The 16,526-nt window shown below is 52.0% G+C and carries 17 protein-coding genes; 12 read left to right on the forward strand and 5 right to left on the reverse strand.

Annotated elements, in window-relative coordinates; all coding sequences use genetic code 11:
- From thiM to ACOJWD_RS00015, 3 genes are all read left to right on the forward strand, one after another.
- A partial coding sequence (gene thiM, locus ACOJWD_RS00005; RefSeq protein ID WP_486991158.1) for a hydroxyethylthiazole kinase occupies window positions 1-583 on the forward strand: 583 nt, incomplete at its 5' end.
- A gap of 2 nt (window positions 584-585) precedes the next feature.
- On the forward strand, window positions 586-1,227 hold the full coding sequence (thiE, locus tag ACOJWD_RS00010) for a thiamine phosphate synthase (RefSeq protein WP_486991159.1): 642 nt from the start codon (window positions 586-588) through the stop codon (window positions 1,225-1,227).
- A 207-nt stretch (window positions 1,228-1,434) separates the two neighbouring features.
- Complete coding sequence (locus tag ACOJWD_RS00015) at window positions 1,435-1,662, forward strand: TOBE domain-containing protein (RefSeq protein ID WP_486991160.1); 228 nt, start codon at window positions 1,435-1,437, stop codon at window positions 1,660-1,662.
- Here the strand turns inward: ACOJWD_RS00015 and ACOJWD_RS00020 are convergent.
- The 3 genes from ACOJWD_RS00020 to ACOJWD_RS00030 form a co-directional block, all read right to left on the reverse strand.
- Window positions 1,654-2,424, reverse strand: a complete 771-nt coding sequence (locus ACOJWD_RS00020) for a hypothetical protein (protein WP_486991161.1) — start codon at window positions 2,422-2,424, stop codon at window positions 1,654-1,656. The two genes, ACOJWD_RS00015 and ACOJWD_RS00020, sit on opposite strands and share 9 nt — an antisense overlap.
- Window positions 2,421-3,893, reverse strand: coding sequence for a type IV secretory system conjugative DNA transfer family protein (locus ACOJWD_RS00025; RefSeq protein ID WP_486991162.1), 1,473 nt, complete (start codon window positions 3,891-3,893; stop codon window positions 2,421-2,423). Before ACOJWD_RS00025 ends, ACOJWD_RS00020 begins: the two co-directional genes overlap by 4 nt.
- Before the next feature lie 171 nt (window positions 3,894-4,064).
- Window positions 4,065-5,471 (reverse strand): phosphomannomutase/phosphoglucomutase, encoded by a 1,407-nt coding sequence (locus tag ACOJWD_RS00030; protein ID WP_486991174.1) that lies wholly within the window; start codon window positions 5,469-5,471, stop codon window positions 4,065-4,067.
- Between the two features lie 185 nt (window positions 5,472-5,656).
- Here ACOJWD_RS00030 and ACOJWD_RS00035 point away from each other — a divergent pair, with 185 nt between their 5' ends.
- Both ACOJWD_RS00035 and ACOJWD_RS00040 read left to right on the forward strand, forming a co-directional pair.
- On the forward strand, window positions 5,657-7,024 hold the full coding sequence (locus tag ACOJWD_RS00035; RefSeq protein WP_486991163.1) for a purine-cytosine permease family protein: 1,368 nt from the start codon (window positions 5,657-5,659) through the stop codon (window positions 7,022-7,024).
- A 105-nt stretch (window positions 7,025-7,129) separates the two neighbouring features.
- Window positions 7,130-7,579 carry a GNAT family N-acetyltransferase gene (locus ACOJWD_RS00040; protein ID WP_486991164.1) on the forward strand — a complete coding sequence of 150 codons (450 nt, stop codon included), beginning with the start codon at window positions 7,130-7,132 and terminating at the stop codon, window positions 7,577-7,579.
- A gap of 84 nt (window positions 7,580-7,663) precedes the next feature.
- Here the strand turns inward: ACOJWD_RS00040 and ACOJWD_RS00045 are convergent, their stop codons facing one another.
- Complete coding sequence (locus ACOJWD_RS00045; protein ID WP_486991165.1) at window positions 7,664-8,872, reverse strand: S1C family serine protease; 1,209 nt, start codon at window positions 8,870-8,872, stop codon at window positions 7,664-7,666.
- 194 nt (window positions 8,873-9,066) lie between these two features.
- On the opposite strand from ACOJWD_RS00045, the gene ACOJWD_RS00050 reads away from it, so the two are divergent.
- The 6 genes from ACOJWD_RS00050 to ACOJWD_RS00075 all read left to right on the forward strand — a co-directional run bounded on the left by ACOJWD_RS00050 (window position 9,067) and on the right by ACOJWD_RS00075 (window position 15,514).
- Complete coding sequence (locus tag ACOJWD_RS00050) at window positions 9,067-9,402, forward strand: response regulator (protein ID WP_486991166.1); 336 nt, start codon at window positions 9,067-9,069, stop codon at window positions 9,400-9,402.
- Window positions 9,403-9,584: 182 nt separating this feature from the next.
- Window positions 9,585-10,574: a class II fructose-bisphosphatase gene (gene glpX / locus ACOJWD_RS00055; RefSeq protein WP_486991167.1), complete on the forward strand. Its 990-nt coding sequence runs from the start codon at window positions 9,585-9,587 to the stop codon at window positions 10,572-10,574.
- Between the two features lie 4 nt (window positions 10,575-10,578).
- The gene (rho, locus tag ACOJWD_RS00060; protein ID WP_486991168.1) at window positions 10,579-12,645 is read left to right on the forward strand and encodes a transcription termination factor Rho; all 2,067 of its coding nucleotides are present in this window, start codon (window positions 10,579-10,581) and stop codon (window positions 12,643-12,645) included.
- Window positions 12,645-13,370: a response regulator transcription factor gene (locus tag ACOJWD_RS00065; protein WP_486991169.1), complete on the forward strand. Its 726-nt coding sequence runs from the start codon at window positions 12,645-12,647 to the stop codon at window positions 13,368-13,370. The genes rho and ACOJWD_RS00065 overlap by 1 nt, the downstream gene beginning before the upstream one ends.
- A gap of 2 nt (window positions 13,371-13,372) precedes the next feature.
- A complete protein-coding gene (locus tag ACOJWD_RS00070; RefSeq protein ID WP_486991170.1) occupies window positions 13,373-14,821 on the forward strand; it encodes a sensor histidine kinase in 1,449 nt (482 codons plus the stop codon).
- Between the two features lie 90 nt (window positions 14,822-14,911).
- Entirely contained in the window at window positions 14,912-15,514 is a 603-nt protein-coding gene (locus tag ACOJWD_RS00075; RefSeq protein WP_486991171.1) for a LysE/ArgO family amino acid transporter, read from the forward strand.
- A 20-nt stretch (window positions 15,515-15,534) separates the two neighbouring features.
- Here ACOJWD_RS00075 and ACOJWD_RS00080 read toward each other — a convergent pair whose 3' ends face one another.
- Complete coding sequence (locus tag ACOJWD_RS00080) at window positions 15,535-16,164, reverse strand: TetR/AcrR family transcriptional regulator (protein ID WP_486991172.1); 630 nt, start codon at window positions 16,162-16,164, stop codon at window positions 15,535-15,537.
- 91 nt (window positions 16,165-16,255) lie between these two features.
- Between ACOJWD_RS00080 and ACOJWD_RS00085 the strand changes: the two genes are divergently transcribed.
- Window positions 16,256-16,526 (forward strand): ATP-binding cassette domain-containing protein (locus tag ACOJWD_RS00085; protein ID WP_486991173.1); only part of this gene is annotated, 271 nt, incomplete at its 3' end.

Genomic DNA, 16,526 nt, shown 5'->3' on the forward strand with positions numbered 1-16,526 from the left:
AGGAAATGCAGCGCAAAAAGCGGGAATTCCGGTGGTGTTTGACCCGGTTGGAGTAGGCGCGACGCCTTATCGAGTGACCGCGGCGGCACATGTCACCTCAGAGGTGCATCTCGCGGCACTCAAGGGGAATGTTAGCGAGATCGGTCAAATGACTGGGGCCGGCGGAGCGGTAAATGGAGTGGATGCGCAGTCGGTCGGACCACACCTAAAAGAACGGATGCGCCACTATGCCCGTCAGCATCAGGGCGTGGTGGTCGCGACTGGCAGTTCAGATTTCGTGACGGATGGAGAAACATTCTGGACGCTCAAGAATGGACATGACTGGCTTTCACGTATCACCGGATCGGGGTGCATGTTGACCGGCGTGATCGGGGCGTTTTTAGCCATCGCCAAGCGCGATGTAGGGGCGACCTACACGGACGCTTGCGTTGCTGCCATCACGTGCTTTAACGTGGCGGCAGAAATAGCTGCCGAGAGCGCTCATGGCCCTGGAACCTTTCTCCCACAACTTTTCGACGCGCTGTATTGGTTGGATCCAGATGAGGTCAACCGGAGGGCACACATCGAATGGAGAGATAGCTAGCCATGAAAAGTTTGAGACAGCGATTGGCACTTTATGTGATTACGGATGAGCGGGAAGACCGAGACGCTCTTTTAAGGTCCTGTGAGGCAGCACTGCGAGGAGGTGCAGGTGCCATTCAACTGCGCCGCAAGCGAGACCATGGTCGGTCGCTGATTGAATTAGGACGACAACTTCGCACACTGACCATAAAATATCGGGCCCTTTACCTGGTGAACGATCGTGTCGATGTAGCGCTTGTGACCGAGGCCGATGGGGTTCACATCGGTCAAGATGATATGCCTCTCAAAGATGCGCGAGGCCTCTTAGGGGACAAAATCATTGGTGTGTCTACAAGAACATTGGATGAGGCTCAAAAGGCCATTAGGGACGGTTCCGACTACCTTGGTATCGGGGCGATATTTGCGAGTGCATCCAAAAACGATGCTGACATTGTGGGTCTGACCGGACTTCGTACGTTGACATCCGCGCTCCGTAGCATTCCGTTGGTGGCGATTGGAGGGATTAGTATGGCCAATGCCGAGCGGGTACTTGACGCAGGGGCTGATGGATTAGCGGTGATTTCAGCGGTCATGTCTGCAGAAGATCCGGAAGAGGCCGCGCGAAGCCTCTTTCAGTGCATCGAGGTGAGGAGAAGGCATCAATAGCGATGGCGTCGTTCAGCCGTTTCAAGAAGGCATAAGCGGGGAATGGGGCATCAGGAGAGGCGTTTTTGATGGTGTTGTCTTCTGAAAGAGTCGTTACGGGGGAATGGCTGGAATGGTTGAGCCAGATGCTGGGGATGGAACGAGGACGTCTTTACAGTGAATATAACAAGGCCTTGTCGGGGACTTTTTAGTTCAAGGGGTGATTTCATGCTCACTGAACACGCAAGACTATCCGGACTTTCGGCCAGGAATCAAATCTCAGGCAAAATTCAGACGATCCGCAAAGGCGCCGTTGTCGCTGAGGTAATTGTGGATTGTGCAGGCCAAGCCCTGGTCGCCACCATCACGTGCGATTCTGTCGATCGCCTTCAATTGGAAGTGGGCACGGAGGTTCATGCGATTATCAAGGCAAGTGACATAATGATTTCACGTTGATTGATGGTGTGTATTGGTGGACGCGGGGAATCGGCGTCGTAGCTTTCTCCATCGATTGATCGGTTTCATCGGGATGAGATGATAGATGAGAGTACGATGTCGGTACTCTTCACCATGATGTCTGACGCGGCCTGTAGCTAGTAACTGGTGCGCTATGGGAGCATCAACTTGTACATTGTTTAACCAATACTCGACATGTATGGAGGGCGTGGATGCAGGGGCCGGATCAGAAGTCTTCGGACTTTGCCACTGGGTAGGAGGTGCCAGTGTAAGATCGGTTCGCGGCACCAAAGTCCAGGGGCGTGGAGAGGCTTCTAACCATAATCGTAAGCGGGACAAACGAAGGGCCTTTCCATCGGCGACGACCAATATGTGCCACTCTCGTGGAGAGGCATAGTACAGGGAGAGCTTCTCGCTCCACTGTCGAGCCGTTTCTTTGCCAGTATCGATTTCCAGCGCAATGAGACGCGGTTGACCTGAAATCCTAATAAGGGCATCAGGACGCACCTGGGTATCATGGTGGTCCTCAAGTGTCCACTGGTCAAGGTAGGGGGCCCAAGCGTAGTAGGTTTCTGTGCAGAGCGCACGGTGGTTGGGGTGTTTTCCCTTGTGGAAGTACTGTTTCGTCCATAAGGCCTTGTGGTACCACAAGGTATCTTTATCTAGCATGATATCCTGGGGTGAAAGCTGATAAAATTTCATCAGCTGAGATTCACTCAAGTACCCGGTGGAGTGTAGTACGCTCTTCATGGTGCGGTTCATGAGGGCTCCTCATGAACGAGTGAGTGATAGAGGAGGCGGGCTAGTTGCGGAGGGCAAAGACGGCCCTCGCGAGTGACTTGAATGATACCTTGGCCGCGCCGTAGATAGCGCACCGAGTCCTCCCAAGTATACGGCAACGCTTCTTTAGCAAATCGTTCGACATCTTCGGCCGCTGTTCCGGCAAGAATGATACGTTGGCGCGCATTGGCAGTGAGGGCTTCTTGCAATGGGACTGATAATTGTCCCATATCTTGATGCGCTAAAACGAGGCCCATCGAGTACCCGCGTGCCAGAGCTAAAAAATCACTGAGGTCGTCGGCTACCCACTGGTGGAATTCGTCTAAATAAAGGAACACGGGCTTTTGATGGGGAGCAATTTTTCGGCGGTAGGTAGCTTGAGCTAGACCATGCCAGAGCAAATTTCCTAGAGCTCGTGCCGACTCCCCGAGCTGTGCTAATGACAAAGGACAAATAACTACCCATCCGTCTTGCAGCACCGTATCCCAAGTAAAGTCGGTAGGCGCCGAAAGCGTCCGTTGGACTGCCGGATTGGCCCACAAAAGTTCTAGTCTGTTGATGAGACCCTGGCGATCCTCACGGGACGCACCACCTTTCCGATGCCATTGTTCCTCAAAATATTCTTGCACAGACAAGTCACCACATTGTTGAACTAATTGACGCTGATAATGGTCGTCGCGAAGAAAATGGAGCAATTTTCCTAAGTCGGCTGACTCATCATGATGACTCTTTATGGCACGAACGGCGTAGAGTAGTTGGACGCGTGCGGTAATTTCGTAATAGGGATGGCCCGTACTGCTGAGTTGGTTCAGGGCCCATGCGAGACCTTCTGCAGCCACATCCGCAGGGCTTGAAATGGGATTGTAATGCGGGCAATCGGAATCGGAAGGATCGAACCAGATAATGTTCCGTCCTTTCGCACGTGCTTCATGATAGACGGTTTGAGCTAGGTCTCCTTTGGGCTCCATTAGGACGAGACCGTGTCCATGGTGTAAGTCCTGCCGAATGAGAGGCATGAGAACCGACGAGGATTTCCCGGATCCCGTCGGACCCAGCACATGAAAGTGTAGAAATCGATCATTAGTGGCCAAGCGAATGGGCCATCGGATGAACCGATGCCGGCCTAGCGTCACGGTATTTTGGGGTTGATAGAGGTGAGGGAGAAAAATTACAGTCAGTGCTGCCATCGACAGGGAGATTAGGGCAACTAAGGGATGCCATGCGACTGTCAGTCCCGAGAGGGCGGCGAGCGACATGACCAGCGAGAGGCGGCCCCGGAACCAAATGATCCGTAGACAAAGAGCCAAAGTGAGGATGACTAAGCTCAAAGTCATCGCCGAAGAAGAGTGGAGAATGAGAACACTAATCCCATCGGCCCACCAAAAGGCACATAGGTATAATAATATTAGGGCACTTCCGTAACGTCCTATGGAACGAGCATAGCCCAACACCAGATTGTCCCTCCTAGAGCGAAGATTCTCTGTCGGGTGATGGGTTTCCTTCTTTTGATAGAATAATGAGATAATATCTTTTAGCGCGCAGAATCCATGGCGATGTACCTTATAGCCCGAAAGCGTCCGGGCCCACCCCTGTTCAGGATGAGCCCTAAATATGGAGCGTTCTTACATGGACTCGCCAGACCAGTCAACGGCGTCTAGAAAGTCAAAAGTTCTTAAGGATTCGTCAAATATTTGCGTTATAAGCGCTAAATGCTCTTCTGTATCAGCTTCTGCGCGCGCCACCAAGGCAGGCTGGGTATTGGATGCGCGAACCAACCCCCATCCAAAGGGAAATACCACTCGCAGCCCGTCGATATCGATAACATCCACGTCGACACGGCTATGAAAGTGTGCCCGGAGCGCTTCAACTACGGGAGATTTTTGCTCATCCGGACAGTCAATTCGAATTTCAGGTGTCGAGGGCAAATTGGGCACATCCTGCAACAACGCCGACAGGGGCTCAGACGTTTGGGAGAGAATGCGGAAGAGGCGACCGGCAGCGTAGAACGCGTCATCGTAGCCATAATATTCGTCGGCGAAGAACATATGGCCGGACATTTCTCCAGTAAACACGGCGTTGAGCTCGCGCATTTTCGCCTTAATGAGCGAGTGCCCGGTTTTATAAAACTGGGGTTTGGCACCGAGGCGCTCTAATTCGTCGTAGAGCGTCTGTGAGCACTTGACTTCCACAATGGCAGGCGTATCCGGATATTTCTGGGCGATCTCCCTCCAATAGAGAATCATGAGGCGATCACCCCAGATAATCTGCCCTTTTTCATCTACCACACCAATGCGATCGCCATCGCCATCGAAAGCTACGCCGAGGTCGGCACCCTCTTCGTTGACGGTTTTGATTAAATCACGCAAGTTTTTAGCGACGACAGGGTCCGGATGGTGATTTGGGAATGTCGGATCAGGGGTGCAATATAACGGAATCGCATCCACGCCAAATGCCTTCATGACATCCATGGCAAAAAGCCCAGGCGTTCCGTTACCGCAGTCTACCACGGCTTTAATGGGACGGTTGCCTAGCCGAATTTTTTCTTTCAGCATGGACAAATAGGCAGGAACTGGATTGGCTTCGGCACGAGAGCCTCGCCCTTCGACGAACTCTCCCCGTTCCATGATACGCCGTACATCTTGGATATCGTCTCCGTAGATGGTGGATTTTCCATAGGCGAGTTTAAAGCCATTATACTCTGCGGGATTGTGACTCGCGGTAATCATGACACCTGCTTCACGATCTAAATGCACGCGCGCAAAATAAAAAATGGGCGTAGTAACCTGACCGATGTCAATTACGTGGATGCCGGTCGACATGAGACCGTCGGTCATGGCATCGCGATATTGCGGTGAGGAGGCACGGCTGTCCCATCCTAGTAATGCTTCTTCGACACTCCGCTCTCTGAGATAGGTTCCAAATGCTTGTCCCAACTTCTTGACATCCGCTTCGTTCATGTCGATATCGACCAATCCGCGGATATCGTATTCCCTGAACACACTAGAATTCACTGAAACCCGTCCTTTCATCACTGTCGAGGCAGTCTATACAGCAAATAATACCGCTTTTTCCTGCAGCGGATATGAATCCCAGGAATTTTCACACAAAATCGTTGAAGCTATACCCATAGGAAAGTAGCTTTTCCGAACGAATATGACTATTATTAATTGAAATGTTCGGATCTAGGAGCATAAAACGATAACAGGAGGGCATTATGGCTAGTGATAATCGGCAGGCACGCTATGGCGACGAGATAGCGCAAGTGGAACCGATTGGGATAGAGCACATTAATGAGTCAGAACGCCATGGTAAGGTGTCATCAATTTTTACTCTTTGGTTTGGTGCTAACGTGGAATTAGCGACGTTAACGACCGGGGTCGCGGCGGTAGCGTTTTTCGGCCTAAGTTTCTGGCAGGCGGCTATTGGTCTCATTATTGGAAATGTTATTGGTGCTAGCGTTTTAGGTTTGGTGTCGACGTTCGGTCCCCGCCTTGGCGTGCCACAGATGGTGCATTCGCGCGCTGCTTTCGGATTTTTTGGGAACTTCATTCCCGGTGTATTTAATGTCGTTGCGGGTGCGATGTGGTTCGCCGTGAACACCGTGCTGGGAACATTTGCCTTCACTACCCTATTTCACACCAATTTTTTGATTGGGCTTGCGGTGATGGTGGTAATCCAGGTGATTGTGGCGGTTTATGGCTACAACATGATTCATGCTGTGGAACGATTCATGGCTCTCATATTGACCTTGGTGTTCATGGGTGTGTCACTCTTCGCGTTTTCCCACGCCCATTATTCTCTACCATTTAATGCGAGTGCATCCAATACCGGCATCACGGGAGGGCTGATTGAGGCGGTGGGCCTAGCATTTTCCTACCTCTTAGGGTGGACCGTTTTTGGCTCTGACTATACTCGCTACTTGCCTCGAAACACCAAACCTGTGGCGGTTTTTGGGAATGCCGGGTCCTCCAACTTCATTGCCGCGGTGTGGTTGGAATTAGTCGGCGTCGCTTTAGCAACGATTTTCCCTAAGGCGGCACTGGCGAGCAATCCGATGGGGCTTTTGACAGGGATTCAGCCGCATTGGTTGATTGACTTCGCTCTTTTGGCCGTAATCATTGGCACCGTAACCGCCAATGTGCTCAACATCTATTCCGGGTCGCTGTCGGCGCTAGTCATTAATGTGCCGATCAAGCGTTGGCTCGCCGCCATTATTGTTGGCCTGGTGGGAGCGATTGTGGCGTATGTTGGGCATAAAGCATATTACGTGGGATTTGAAAACTTTTTGTTTCTCTTAGGCTACTGGCTTTCTCCATGGACTGCAGTCGTCTTAGTGGACTACTTTCTTATTCATAAGGGAGAGTACCCAGAATCCATTTTCTACAATCCGAAACGGCTAATTAATCGTGGCTTCTGGGCTTGGGTGATTGCCATTTTGGTTTCAGTACCGTTTTTTAACCAAACTCTGTATGTGGGCGTCTTTGCCAGTCACTTTCCTCATTTAGGAGATATATCGTATTATGTGAGCTTTGTGGTGGCAGGTGGCCTGTACTGGGTCATCGGGAGACGGCAAACCAGATAACGTCATGAACTGTGTGGTCCATTCTTTTGGATCACGCAGTATTTTTTTGTCCATTGGGGTTGTAACATTGTAAAATGTCTATCGAACGAAAGAGGAGGACCCGCAATGCATATACGCCCTTATCGTCCTCACCAGGACTTTCGAACCTTGCTGGATGCACAGTGCGATTTGTATACCATTAATTTTCCTCGGTTTGTGTGTACTCCGGGGTTTCTAGCGGACCAAGCTCAGCGCCTGCGGGTGGCTGGTCGACGGCCGCTCGAAAACGGCATTTTCATTTTGGATGATGAGGGCATCATTGCAGGATTTATTTGGGTCGCAGTGCGGATGGACTTGCAAGGCGCCTATGGATCGATTGATCAGGTCTATGTCATGCCAAGCCACCGACGTCAAGGATATGGTGCAATGTTGATGGAAGCGGCCGAAGGGTTTATCCGTCAGCAGGGCATCCATACGGCGCGTCTTTACGTTACTAAGGATAATGTGGATGCTGTCGGTCTCTATCAACGGATGGGTTATGATGTCACCCGGTTTGAGATGGAGCGTCGCATATAGAAGTTGGTATGACGGGGTGGGGGGCTAGTGCAATACGAGCGGACCACAGGTGGATGTGGTCCGCTCGTCACCAATCGATGCGATTTAGGGGGATGGCGCATCTGAAGGCATGGTAATGGGTCCATTGGGTTCTTGACCCAGTGTTACCGATTTCGTCATCACTTTGCCGTTGTCGTTTAAGGTCAAACTTACGCTCGCACCCACCGATTTCTTGTCAATGATATTTTTCAGTTGTGTCGCTGAGGTGACCGATTGACTATTGACCTTGGTAATGACATCGCCTGCCGCAAGCCCGGCCTTGCTTGCGGGACTGTTAGGTTCTACGTAGGCAATGAGCACACCAGATGCCGTGCCCAAATGATATTCCTTTTGAATGCTGGAACTATCACTGGAAATGAATACGCCAATCCAAGGCTGAGACACATGCCCGGTGCGCATCAATTGGGGGACCAGTTTATCTAACGTCGAGGTGGGGATAGCAAATCCGATTCCCTGTCCCTCCGTAGACACCGCGGTATTGATTCCGACCACCTGTCCTGATAGGTTGAGCAAGGGTCCACCACTATTGCCCGGGTTAATAGCGGCTGATGTTTGCAGTAAATTAGTGTAATCGCGGGCGCCAATCGTGAGAGGTCGCCCTTTAGCGCTAATCACCCCAACTGTGACAGTATCGCTCAGATCATAGGGATTCCCAATTGCTACAACCCACGCGCCAACAGCGGTTTTGTTGGAGTTGCCCAATACCAATGTGGGCATGGGCTTGGGGGGATCGATCTTAATGACCGCAACGTCGGAATTGTAGTCATCACCCACAACCTTGGCGGTGAACGGCTTGCTATAGCCTTTGACATACACTTGGATCTTGCTGGCTCCATAAATCACATGATCATTGGTGATGATATAGCCCCCAGAATTGAAGAAGAACCCGGATCCGATGTCGGTTTCGACCTCCGTTTGTGGAGCAGCGCTGCTTTGCCCGCCGAACAGAGAACCAAAGAAAGGGCTGAAATAGGGAGATTGATCGACGCTCACCTGTTGCTTCACGGTAGCGACGATTTTCACAATGGCGGGGCTCGCCTCTTTTGCCACCGTCGACACGGTGTTTGCACCTAACCCAACGTTACTGGGGGCTGATGCGACCGTGGCATATTGATGAATGTTGGCCGATGCATTTTCTCTTGCCTGGGCTGTGGGGTTTAGCTGATTATACGTATAGAGCCCACCGCCCACTGCTCCGGCCCCAACCGCAAAACCAACAATTGCGGTAGCTATGGTGCGCTGTATGCTTGCCATGACCTTCCTCCTACCCAGGTGAATTTACGCCTTATTTTATCCTGAACTTGTTACAAATACATTACAGCTCAGCGATTTTGCTTTTTGGGCCGAAAAAAGATTCTCGGACCGTCTTTGGTAAAGAGGGAAATCGCTCATTATCGCGAATACACTTATGTAATTATTAGGGTAGGACCTAGAGGGCGGTAATTACCATGACAGCATGGATTGTCGACGACGATCGTTCTATTTTAGCTTTAATATCGGCCGCTCTAGCGCATGTCAATATACCGTCAGAAACCTTTGCGTCCGTTCACGACGTTATGTTAAAGCTCGACAAGATGGATCCTCTTCCGGATCTCTGTATCGCGGATTGGACGATGAAAGAAGGCGGAGCTTTAGCCATTCTTGAGCAAATGCCGTCGGTGAGGTTTGTGGTGATGTCAGGGGATCCCGATGTTCAGCATCTGTTGCCGGAAGGCGTGGAGTGGCTGGAAAAGCCCTTTCGCTTAGCGCTCCTGCACCAAATGATACTTCAACCGAACCTCTAAGTTGCGCTCTTAAAGCGGTTGTGCTAACATGCCAGGAGAAATTTGGATTACCCTTACATGGTCTTCAAACACACTAAGTGATTACAGTCGAAGAGATGAGGGTACGCTATGCCGCGCCCCTGATGAAAATTTTGTTCCCTACTCGTATTCCGTTGAAATTTCACCAATTGTGGAGGCTACTTATGGAGCGCGAACTTGCGCTGGAATTTGTCCGGGTGACCGAAGCGGCCGCTATTGAGGCGGGTCGCTTGATGGGTCGTGGAGATAAAAACGGCGCTGATAAATTGGCCGTTGATGCCATGCGTGCCATGCTGGATACCGTGGATATTCGAGGTACGGTGGTGATTGGCGAAGGAGAAATGGACGAAGCGCCGATGTTATACATTGGTGAGAGCATTGGCGATGGAGAAGGTGAGCGAGTCGACATCGCAGTGGATCCCCTCGAGGGAACCAATTTAGTGGCAAAAGGATTGCCTGGAGCTATCGCCGTGATGGCGGTAGCTCCACAAGGTCAGTTGTTGCATGCACCGGACATGTACATGGACAAAATCGTGGCGGGCCCCGCGGGTCGCGGGGTGATTGCATTGGATGCGCCGATTGAGGACAATTTGCGTGTGTTGGCGGAGCGGCTTGGGAAGTCCGTGCAAGATGTCACGGTAGTGGTACTGGAACGCCCGAGACATGAAGAACTCATACACCGAATCCGTGCAGTGGGTGCACGGATTCGTCTCATTACCGATGGCGACGTGTCTCCGGCAGTGGCTGCCTGTGTTACGGATTCTGGGATTGACCTTTTGGTCGGATCCGGCGGCGCTCCTGAGGGCGTTATTGCCGCTGCAGCGGTCAAGTGCTTGGGTGGCGAAATGCAGGCCCGGCTATTGCCGGAAGATGAGGTTCAAGAAAAGCGGGTTCGCCAAATGGGATTAAATGATCCGAAACAGCTCTTACAACTTGATGATTTGGTTCATGGCGATGATGTGCTCTATGTTGCGACGGCTATTACTGATAGCGATTTATTGGAAGGGGTGCATTATGGGCCCCGTTTTTGTTCGACGCACTCTGTTGTGATGCGGGCATTGAGTGGGACGGTGCGGTTTGTTCGTGCGGACCATCAACTAAACAAGAAATGGCCACAAGGACATCCTACGATCCAATTGAGGAGGAAGATTTAGATTCATGGCTGAGGAATTGAAGTCTGGTGCGCAAAGCACGGAAACCCCAAAGCGGCCACGCCGCACAAAAACTCCCAAAGTGGACACCACTGACGAAACCTCGAGTGTAGCGGGAGATGCTTCAATCGAAACCAGTGGTGGGACACAAACCCCATCAAAACCATCACGTGCCAAAAAGAAGCCCGCTAGTTCGGCGGCAGAGGATGCCGTATCTACGGTTAAACCGACAACTCGATCGCGAAAGCCGAAATCGCCGAAACAAAGTGAGGAGAAGGTATCTGAAGCGGCCACCGACTCTTCAGATACCACAGCTAATGCTGAACCGCTTCAGGTCGATGTAGCGTCCACCATGCCCTATGTGGAGCCGCCATCGGAATCTTTGGGCGTTTCCGCGTCGGAACCTGCCGATCCTGTCAAACCACGGCGCCCGCGCCGTAATTCGCGGTCAAAAAAACCTGTAGTCGTAGCAGAAGCTATTTCCACCGGATCGACTGCGGTGGTCGAAGCACCCTTGCCCGGAAGTGTGGAGGAACTGGCCAAGCCTGTCGTTGAAACGCCTGCGGACTCCCATGAACCGGTTGCGGATAAGGCGGCGCCGCCGCCGCAGAAATCTGTGGCGGCCGTAGTTCCCGTTCCTCCCCGCCTTGCAGCGCAGGCGTCGGAGAAAACCTCCCAAGAGGCCCTGTCTTCTCCAACCCCACCTCAACCCACGCAGAATAATCGGCCGCGCGATCGGCGTGGAAGTGCCGAGGGCGCACCACATCGTGGTGGGCAACCCAACCGGCGTGATATTCCGAAGCAGCGTGAAGTGCCGCTTACCATGGCCCAGCTAGATGCGATGACCTTGTTGGATCTCTATAAGTTAGCACGTCAGTTTAATATTGAAAATTTCCGCCAGTATAAAAAAGGCGAATTGATCTGGGAAATTCTTCGCGCTCGGACACATAAGGACGGCTTTGTGTTCGTTCAAGGACTCTTAGATATTGTGGGGGACTATGGATTTCTACGCCCGACAGACTTTCAACGTAGTCGTGAAGATGTGTATGTGTCCGCCTCTCAAATTCGACGCTTTGACTTGCGCGCGGGAGACCAGGTTTCAGGGCAAGCGCGGCCGCCTAAAGATGGGGAACGATATTTTGCCTTATTGCGGGTCGAAGCCGTCAACAGTCTGTCTCCGGAGAAGTCCGCCGAGCGACCAGATTTTGACGGGCTCACTCCAATTTTCCCTGATTCGCGATTTCGCTTGGAGACCAATCGGGAGGATTTGGCATCTCGTTTAGTGGATATCGTCGCTCCTATTGGTCGCGGCCAGCGGGGGCTCATTGTGGCTCCTCCTAAAGCCGGTAAGACCGTTCTGCTCAAAAAGTTGGCTAACGCGATTAGCCAAAATAGTCCGGAAACCCATCTCATGGTGTTGTTAATTGATGAGCGCCCTGAAGAGGTGACCGATATGGAACGTTCGGTGCGCGGCGAGGTGGCCAGTTCGACCTTTGATGAGCCTCCGGAAGATCACATTCGGGTTGCCGAAATGGTTCTTGAACGAGCCAAACGATTGGTCGAAATGGGCCTGGATGTGGTTATTTTATTGGATTCGATTACACGCTTGGCGCGCGCATATAATCTCACCATACCGGCATCCGGTCGGACGCTTTCAGGAGGGATGGACCCGGCCGCATTGCATAAACCGAAGCGATTTTTCGGGGCCGCAAGACGCGTCGAGCACGGAGGAAGTCTGACTATTCTGGCGACTGCTCTGGTCGATACTGGCTCGCGGATGGATGATGTGATTTATGAGGAGTTCAAAGGCACTGGGAACATGGAATTGCACCTCGATCGCAAGCTGGCTGAACGGCGAACCTTTCCTGCAGTGGATATTAAGCGTTCAGGGACGCGACGAGAAGATTTGTTAATGACATCGGAAGAGTTAGACATTATCTGGCAGGTTCGCAAGGCCATTCACAACTTAGGCAATCAAGAAGCCACCGAGTTGCTATTGCAAAATCTTAAGAGGACGCGATCTAACCAAGAGTTTTTTAAACTGTTCATGGCGAGTCAAGGGAATCAAGGTTAATGAAAGGCGAAGCGGCATTACAAGGGCGAATTCTAGTGGTAGATGACGATCCTCACATTCGTGAGTTATGTCGTCTCTATTTGAACCAAGCTGGTTTTGAGGTGGATGAAGCCGAAGACGGCGAGGACGCCCTCTCTCGGGTCACTAGGGTGGCTTATGATTTGATGGTGCTTGATTTAATGCTTCCTAAGGTGGATGGATTTGATGTTTTGAGCGACGTCCGAGGCCGCGATCAGTGGCTTCCGGTGGTGATGCTGACCGCAATGGGAGACGAAGAAGACCGGATCTTGGGGCTAGACATGGGCGCGGACGATTACATGATCAAACCCTTTAGCCCCAAGGAATTGGTGGCCCGGGTGAAAGCGGTCTTAAGACGAGCAGTGATGGGGCCGAAGGCGGATGAGCGAGCGAGAATTCACCATCCGGGCCTATTAATTGACACCGATCAACGAACTGTACAAGTCGGACAAGAGACGATTGCCTTAACCCCGCGTGAATTTGATTTGCTGTGCTTTTTTGCCACCAATCCGAAGCAGATATTTAGTCGCGAACACCTCCTTGATCGGGTATGGGGATTTGAATTCGAAGGCGATAGTCGCACAGTAGACGTGCATGTGACACGCTTGCGGCAGAAGCTCTTGGCGAGTTCGTCCCCTTATGAATACTTGGATACCGTGTGGGGGCAGGGGTATCGATTTTTGCCAAAACTGCGGGCGGACCCATGAGAATGTGGTTTCGTCGGCTCAGCGGGCAACTGGTCCTGAGTCACGTTTTCGTCGCAGTGGCGGTCTTAGCGTTTGCGCTGGGAGTGTCGCAGTTCACTTTTCGGCAATATCTCATTAATAGCCAAACCACCGTGCTCACGACGGAAGCCGAGTCGGTAGCCCATTTTATGCCCCGGGTGTTTCCGCAGTTATATGTCGGCGAAGTCAGCCCCATCTTGTTCTCGGTACTCCAAGGAACGCTCAATGATCGGCTCTATGTGTACGGACCGCCCATTAATAATCATCTCGACACACATCCTTATATATATAATAACCCGTCGACCGTTCCCCCTATTACAGTTCCTAAAGATATCCTTCGCCAAGTGATCCGAGGCGGCCACGACTATCAAGGACGACTTGATGCCGATGTGATTTTGGTAGGCATTCCGTTCGTGGCGGGTCAGGGATCGACTGGCCCCATCTATGGCGGGGTATTTTTGGAATCGGCATTGTCGCTGTCTAATCACACCGCGAGTTCCTTGACGCGATTATTGTTGTGGGGGGAGATTGCGGCGGCAATCTTGGTAGGGGCGCTGGCCTATGTCATTAGTTGGCGGCTTTCGAGACCTTTGCAAAACCTGCGCCAGGTGGTGTCTCAGATGGGACGAGGAGAAGAGACACGGGTACGCGCGGTCGAAGAGGGGCCGCTTGAGGTGGAGGCTTTAGCGCATGAGTTTAATCGATTGGAAGAGCGGATTGATACCCAGGTAGCTCAATTGACCCGAGAGGCGGCCGCGCGTGATGCGCTAATGGCACACGTGGCGCATGACTTGCGGACCCCGCTGACCTCCATCCGGGGATTTCTCGAAGCGATTCGCGATGGAGTGGTTTCGGATGAGGCCCACGACCGGGCGGTGGAGGTGGCATGGGAAGAGACCTTGCGATTGCAACGACTCGTGGATCGTCTGCTTCGTGCCACGCGCATCCGTAGCGAAGGGGGACCGATGGCGCCTCTGCAGGTGAGTGATTGGGTGGAAAAAACCTTAGAACGCGTAGAACCTGTCGCAGAAAAGAAATCGGTGAAAATTCGGTGGGATGGGCGCGAGACCGGTTGGATTAACGGCAATGAAGATTTTCTTATGGAAGCCCTGGTCAATGTGGTGGATAATGCCATCAAGTGGTCGCCTGAAGAGGGAACCATTACAGTGGATACCATCCGAGACGGCGATGAGATCATGGTGGAAGTGAAGGATGAAGGACCGGGAATTCCCGAAGAGCTTTTGCCACGCGTATTTGAACGCTTTGTCACTGGGGATAAGTCGCGTCAACTGAGTAATGGGCTGGGACTATCCATTGTGGATGAGGTCATGCGTCAGCACCATGGGAGCGCGTCGATTGCCTCTCAAGTCGGACGAGGAACGACAGTGACACTGCATCTACCACTCATTAAAGATGAGTCTTCTGAGCTCTAACAGAGGCAACGGATTTTCATTTTGACGGGCTCCTAGAGAGGTAGGAGATATGAACGCGAACGTCGCCTTTATTCACGGGTTTTTTCTGGCATGGGCACTGATTCTTCCCTTGGTCCGCAAAATACCTTTGTCATGAATCAGGGAATCGCACAGCGATTGTTTCGCGATACGCTTCCCGTCGTGGTGACCGCAGCCTTGTGTGACAATCTATTGATTCTCGCAGCCGTCATAGGAGCGAGCGTTCTCTTGCAAGTACTGCCGCCTATTAAAGTGGGCTTGACCATTCTAGGGATCGGTTTTTTGATATGGATGGGCTGGCAACTTATTCACGTCACGCCTGCTCATCATGCGGCATCATTGGTGGATGCGAGCACCACTCGACGGCGCATCGTTAGGACTTTAAAATTTTCCCTGCTCAATCCCCACGCCATCATGGACACGGTGGTCGTGATTGGTGGGGGAGCCGCAGTGTATCCATTGATAGCCTCGCGAGTGATCTACACGATAGCGGCGTGCCTGGTGTCATGGATGTGGTTTTTGACGCTCGTATTCATGGGGCGGGGCCTGGCGCAGTGGCGAAGTGACCCGCGCACACTGAAGATGATGAATCGTCTCTCTGCGGCAATCATGTGGGTTATCGCGGCCCGGTATATGTGGGAAATCGTGGTGCACATTGGGAAAATTGCACTATGAGCTCAGTCAGTATCGTGACATTAACCGTCCAAACCAATGCCTCGCCACAAGAGCTGCATGAGAGCGTGTGATGTGTGGTCGGGATCTTGGAAATATCGGTGGCCTTCTCGGTCACGCGCATAGGCCACATTTAGCAAGGCAAAGTAGGCGTGCGCCATGAGTATGGGGTCACCGTCCGGAATTTCGTGACTCTCGATCGCCCCGCGAAAGGCCTCGATCAAAGATTCTGCCATCGTATTCATCGCGGAACGCAGGCGGTCTAACTGCTCTGGTTGCAATTGGCTAGTAGCTTCTTGCAACAGGCGATCAAAGTCGAGCCGAGTTTCAGGAACATGAAGGCGGACGCGGGTCAGATCACCTAACCGTTCTCGTAACGACGCGGGTGATCTCAAAATTCGGTCGGTCTCTCCTTGAATGGTCATCAGTAGTGATTCGATGGCTGAGACAAACAAGTCAGACTTGCTATCAAAATAATAATAAATAGAGGCTTTGGTGACGCCCACCGACTCAGCAATCATGTCGATGGACACCGCCTCATAGCCGCCATCCATAAATAGGGCAGCCGCCGTCCTCAAGACGTCAGTGGGGATGGCCAGTTGATCGGATTGTTTGGGACGCCCTGGGGGGCGTCCAAGAGACTTTTTACGCATAAACTTCTCCTTTAGTACCCTATAGTACCATATACGACGTTGACACATATATTAACCATACAGTATAAATAATTATGAAGGAGATGAGCCTATGGCTATTGCCATGCGGGTCGATAGTGTGACGAAAGATTACGGGTCCGTCAAGGCGCTGACGGGAATTAGCTTTGCCGTAGAGGCGGGAGAGTGTTTTGGACTTCTGGGGCCGAACGGCGCTGGGAAGTCCACGTTGATTCGCATACTAAGTACTATTGACAAAGCCACCACGGGGTCGGCCTGGGTTGGAGGAATGCCGCTTGAGACAAGCGGCCAGGACATCAGGCGACGAGTTGGCATTGCACTGCAAGAAACGGGGGTGGATCCCT

The sequence above is a fragment of the Sulfobacillus sp. TH-112 genome, assembly GCF_057473405.1.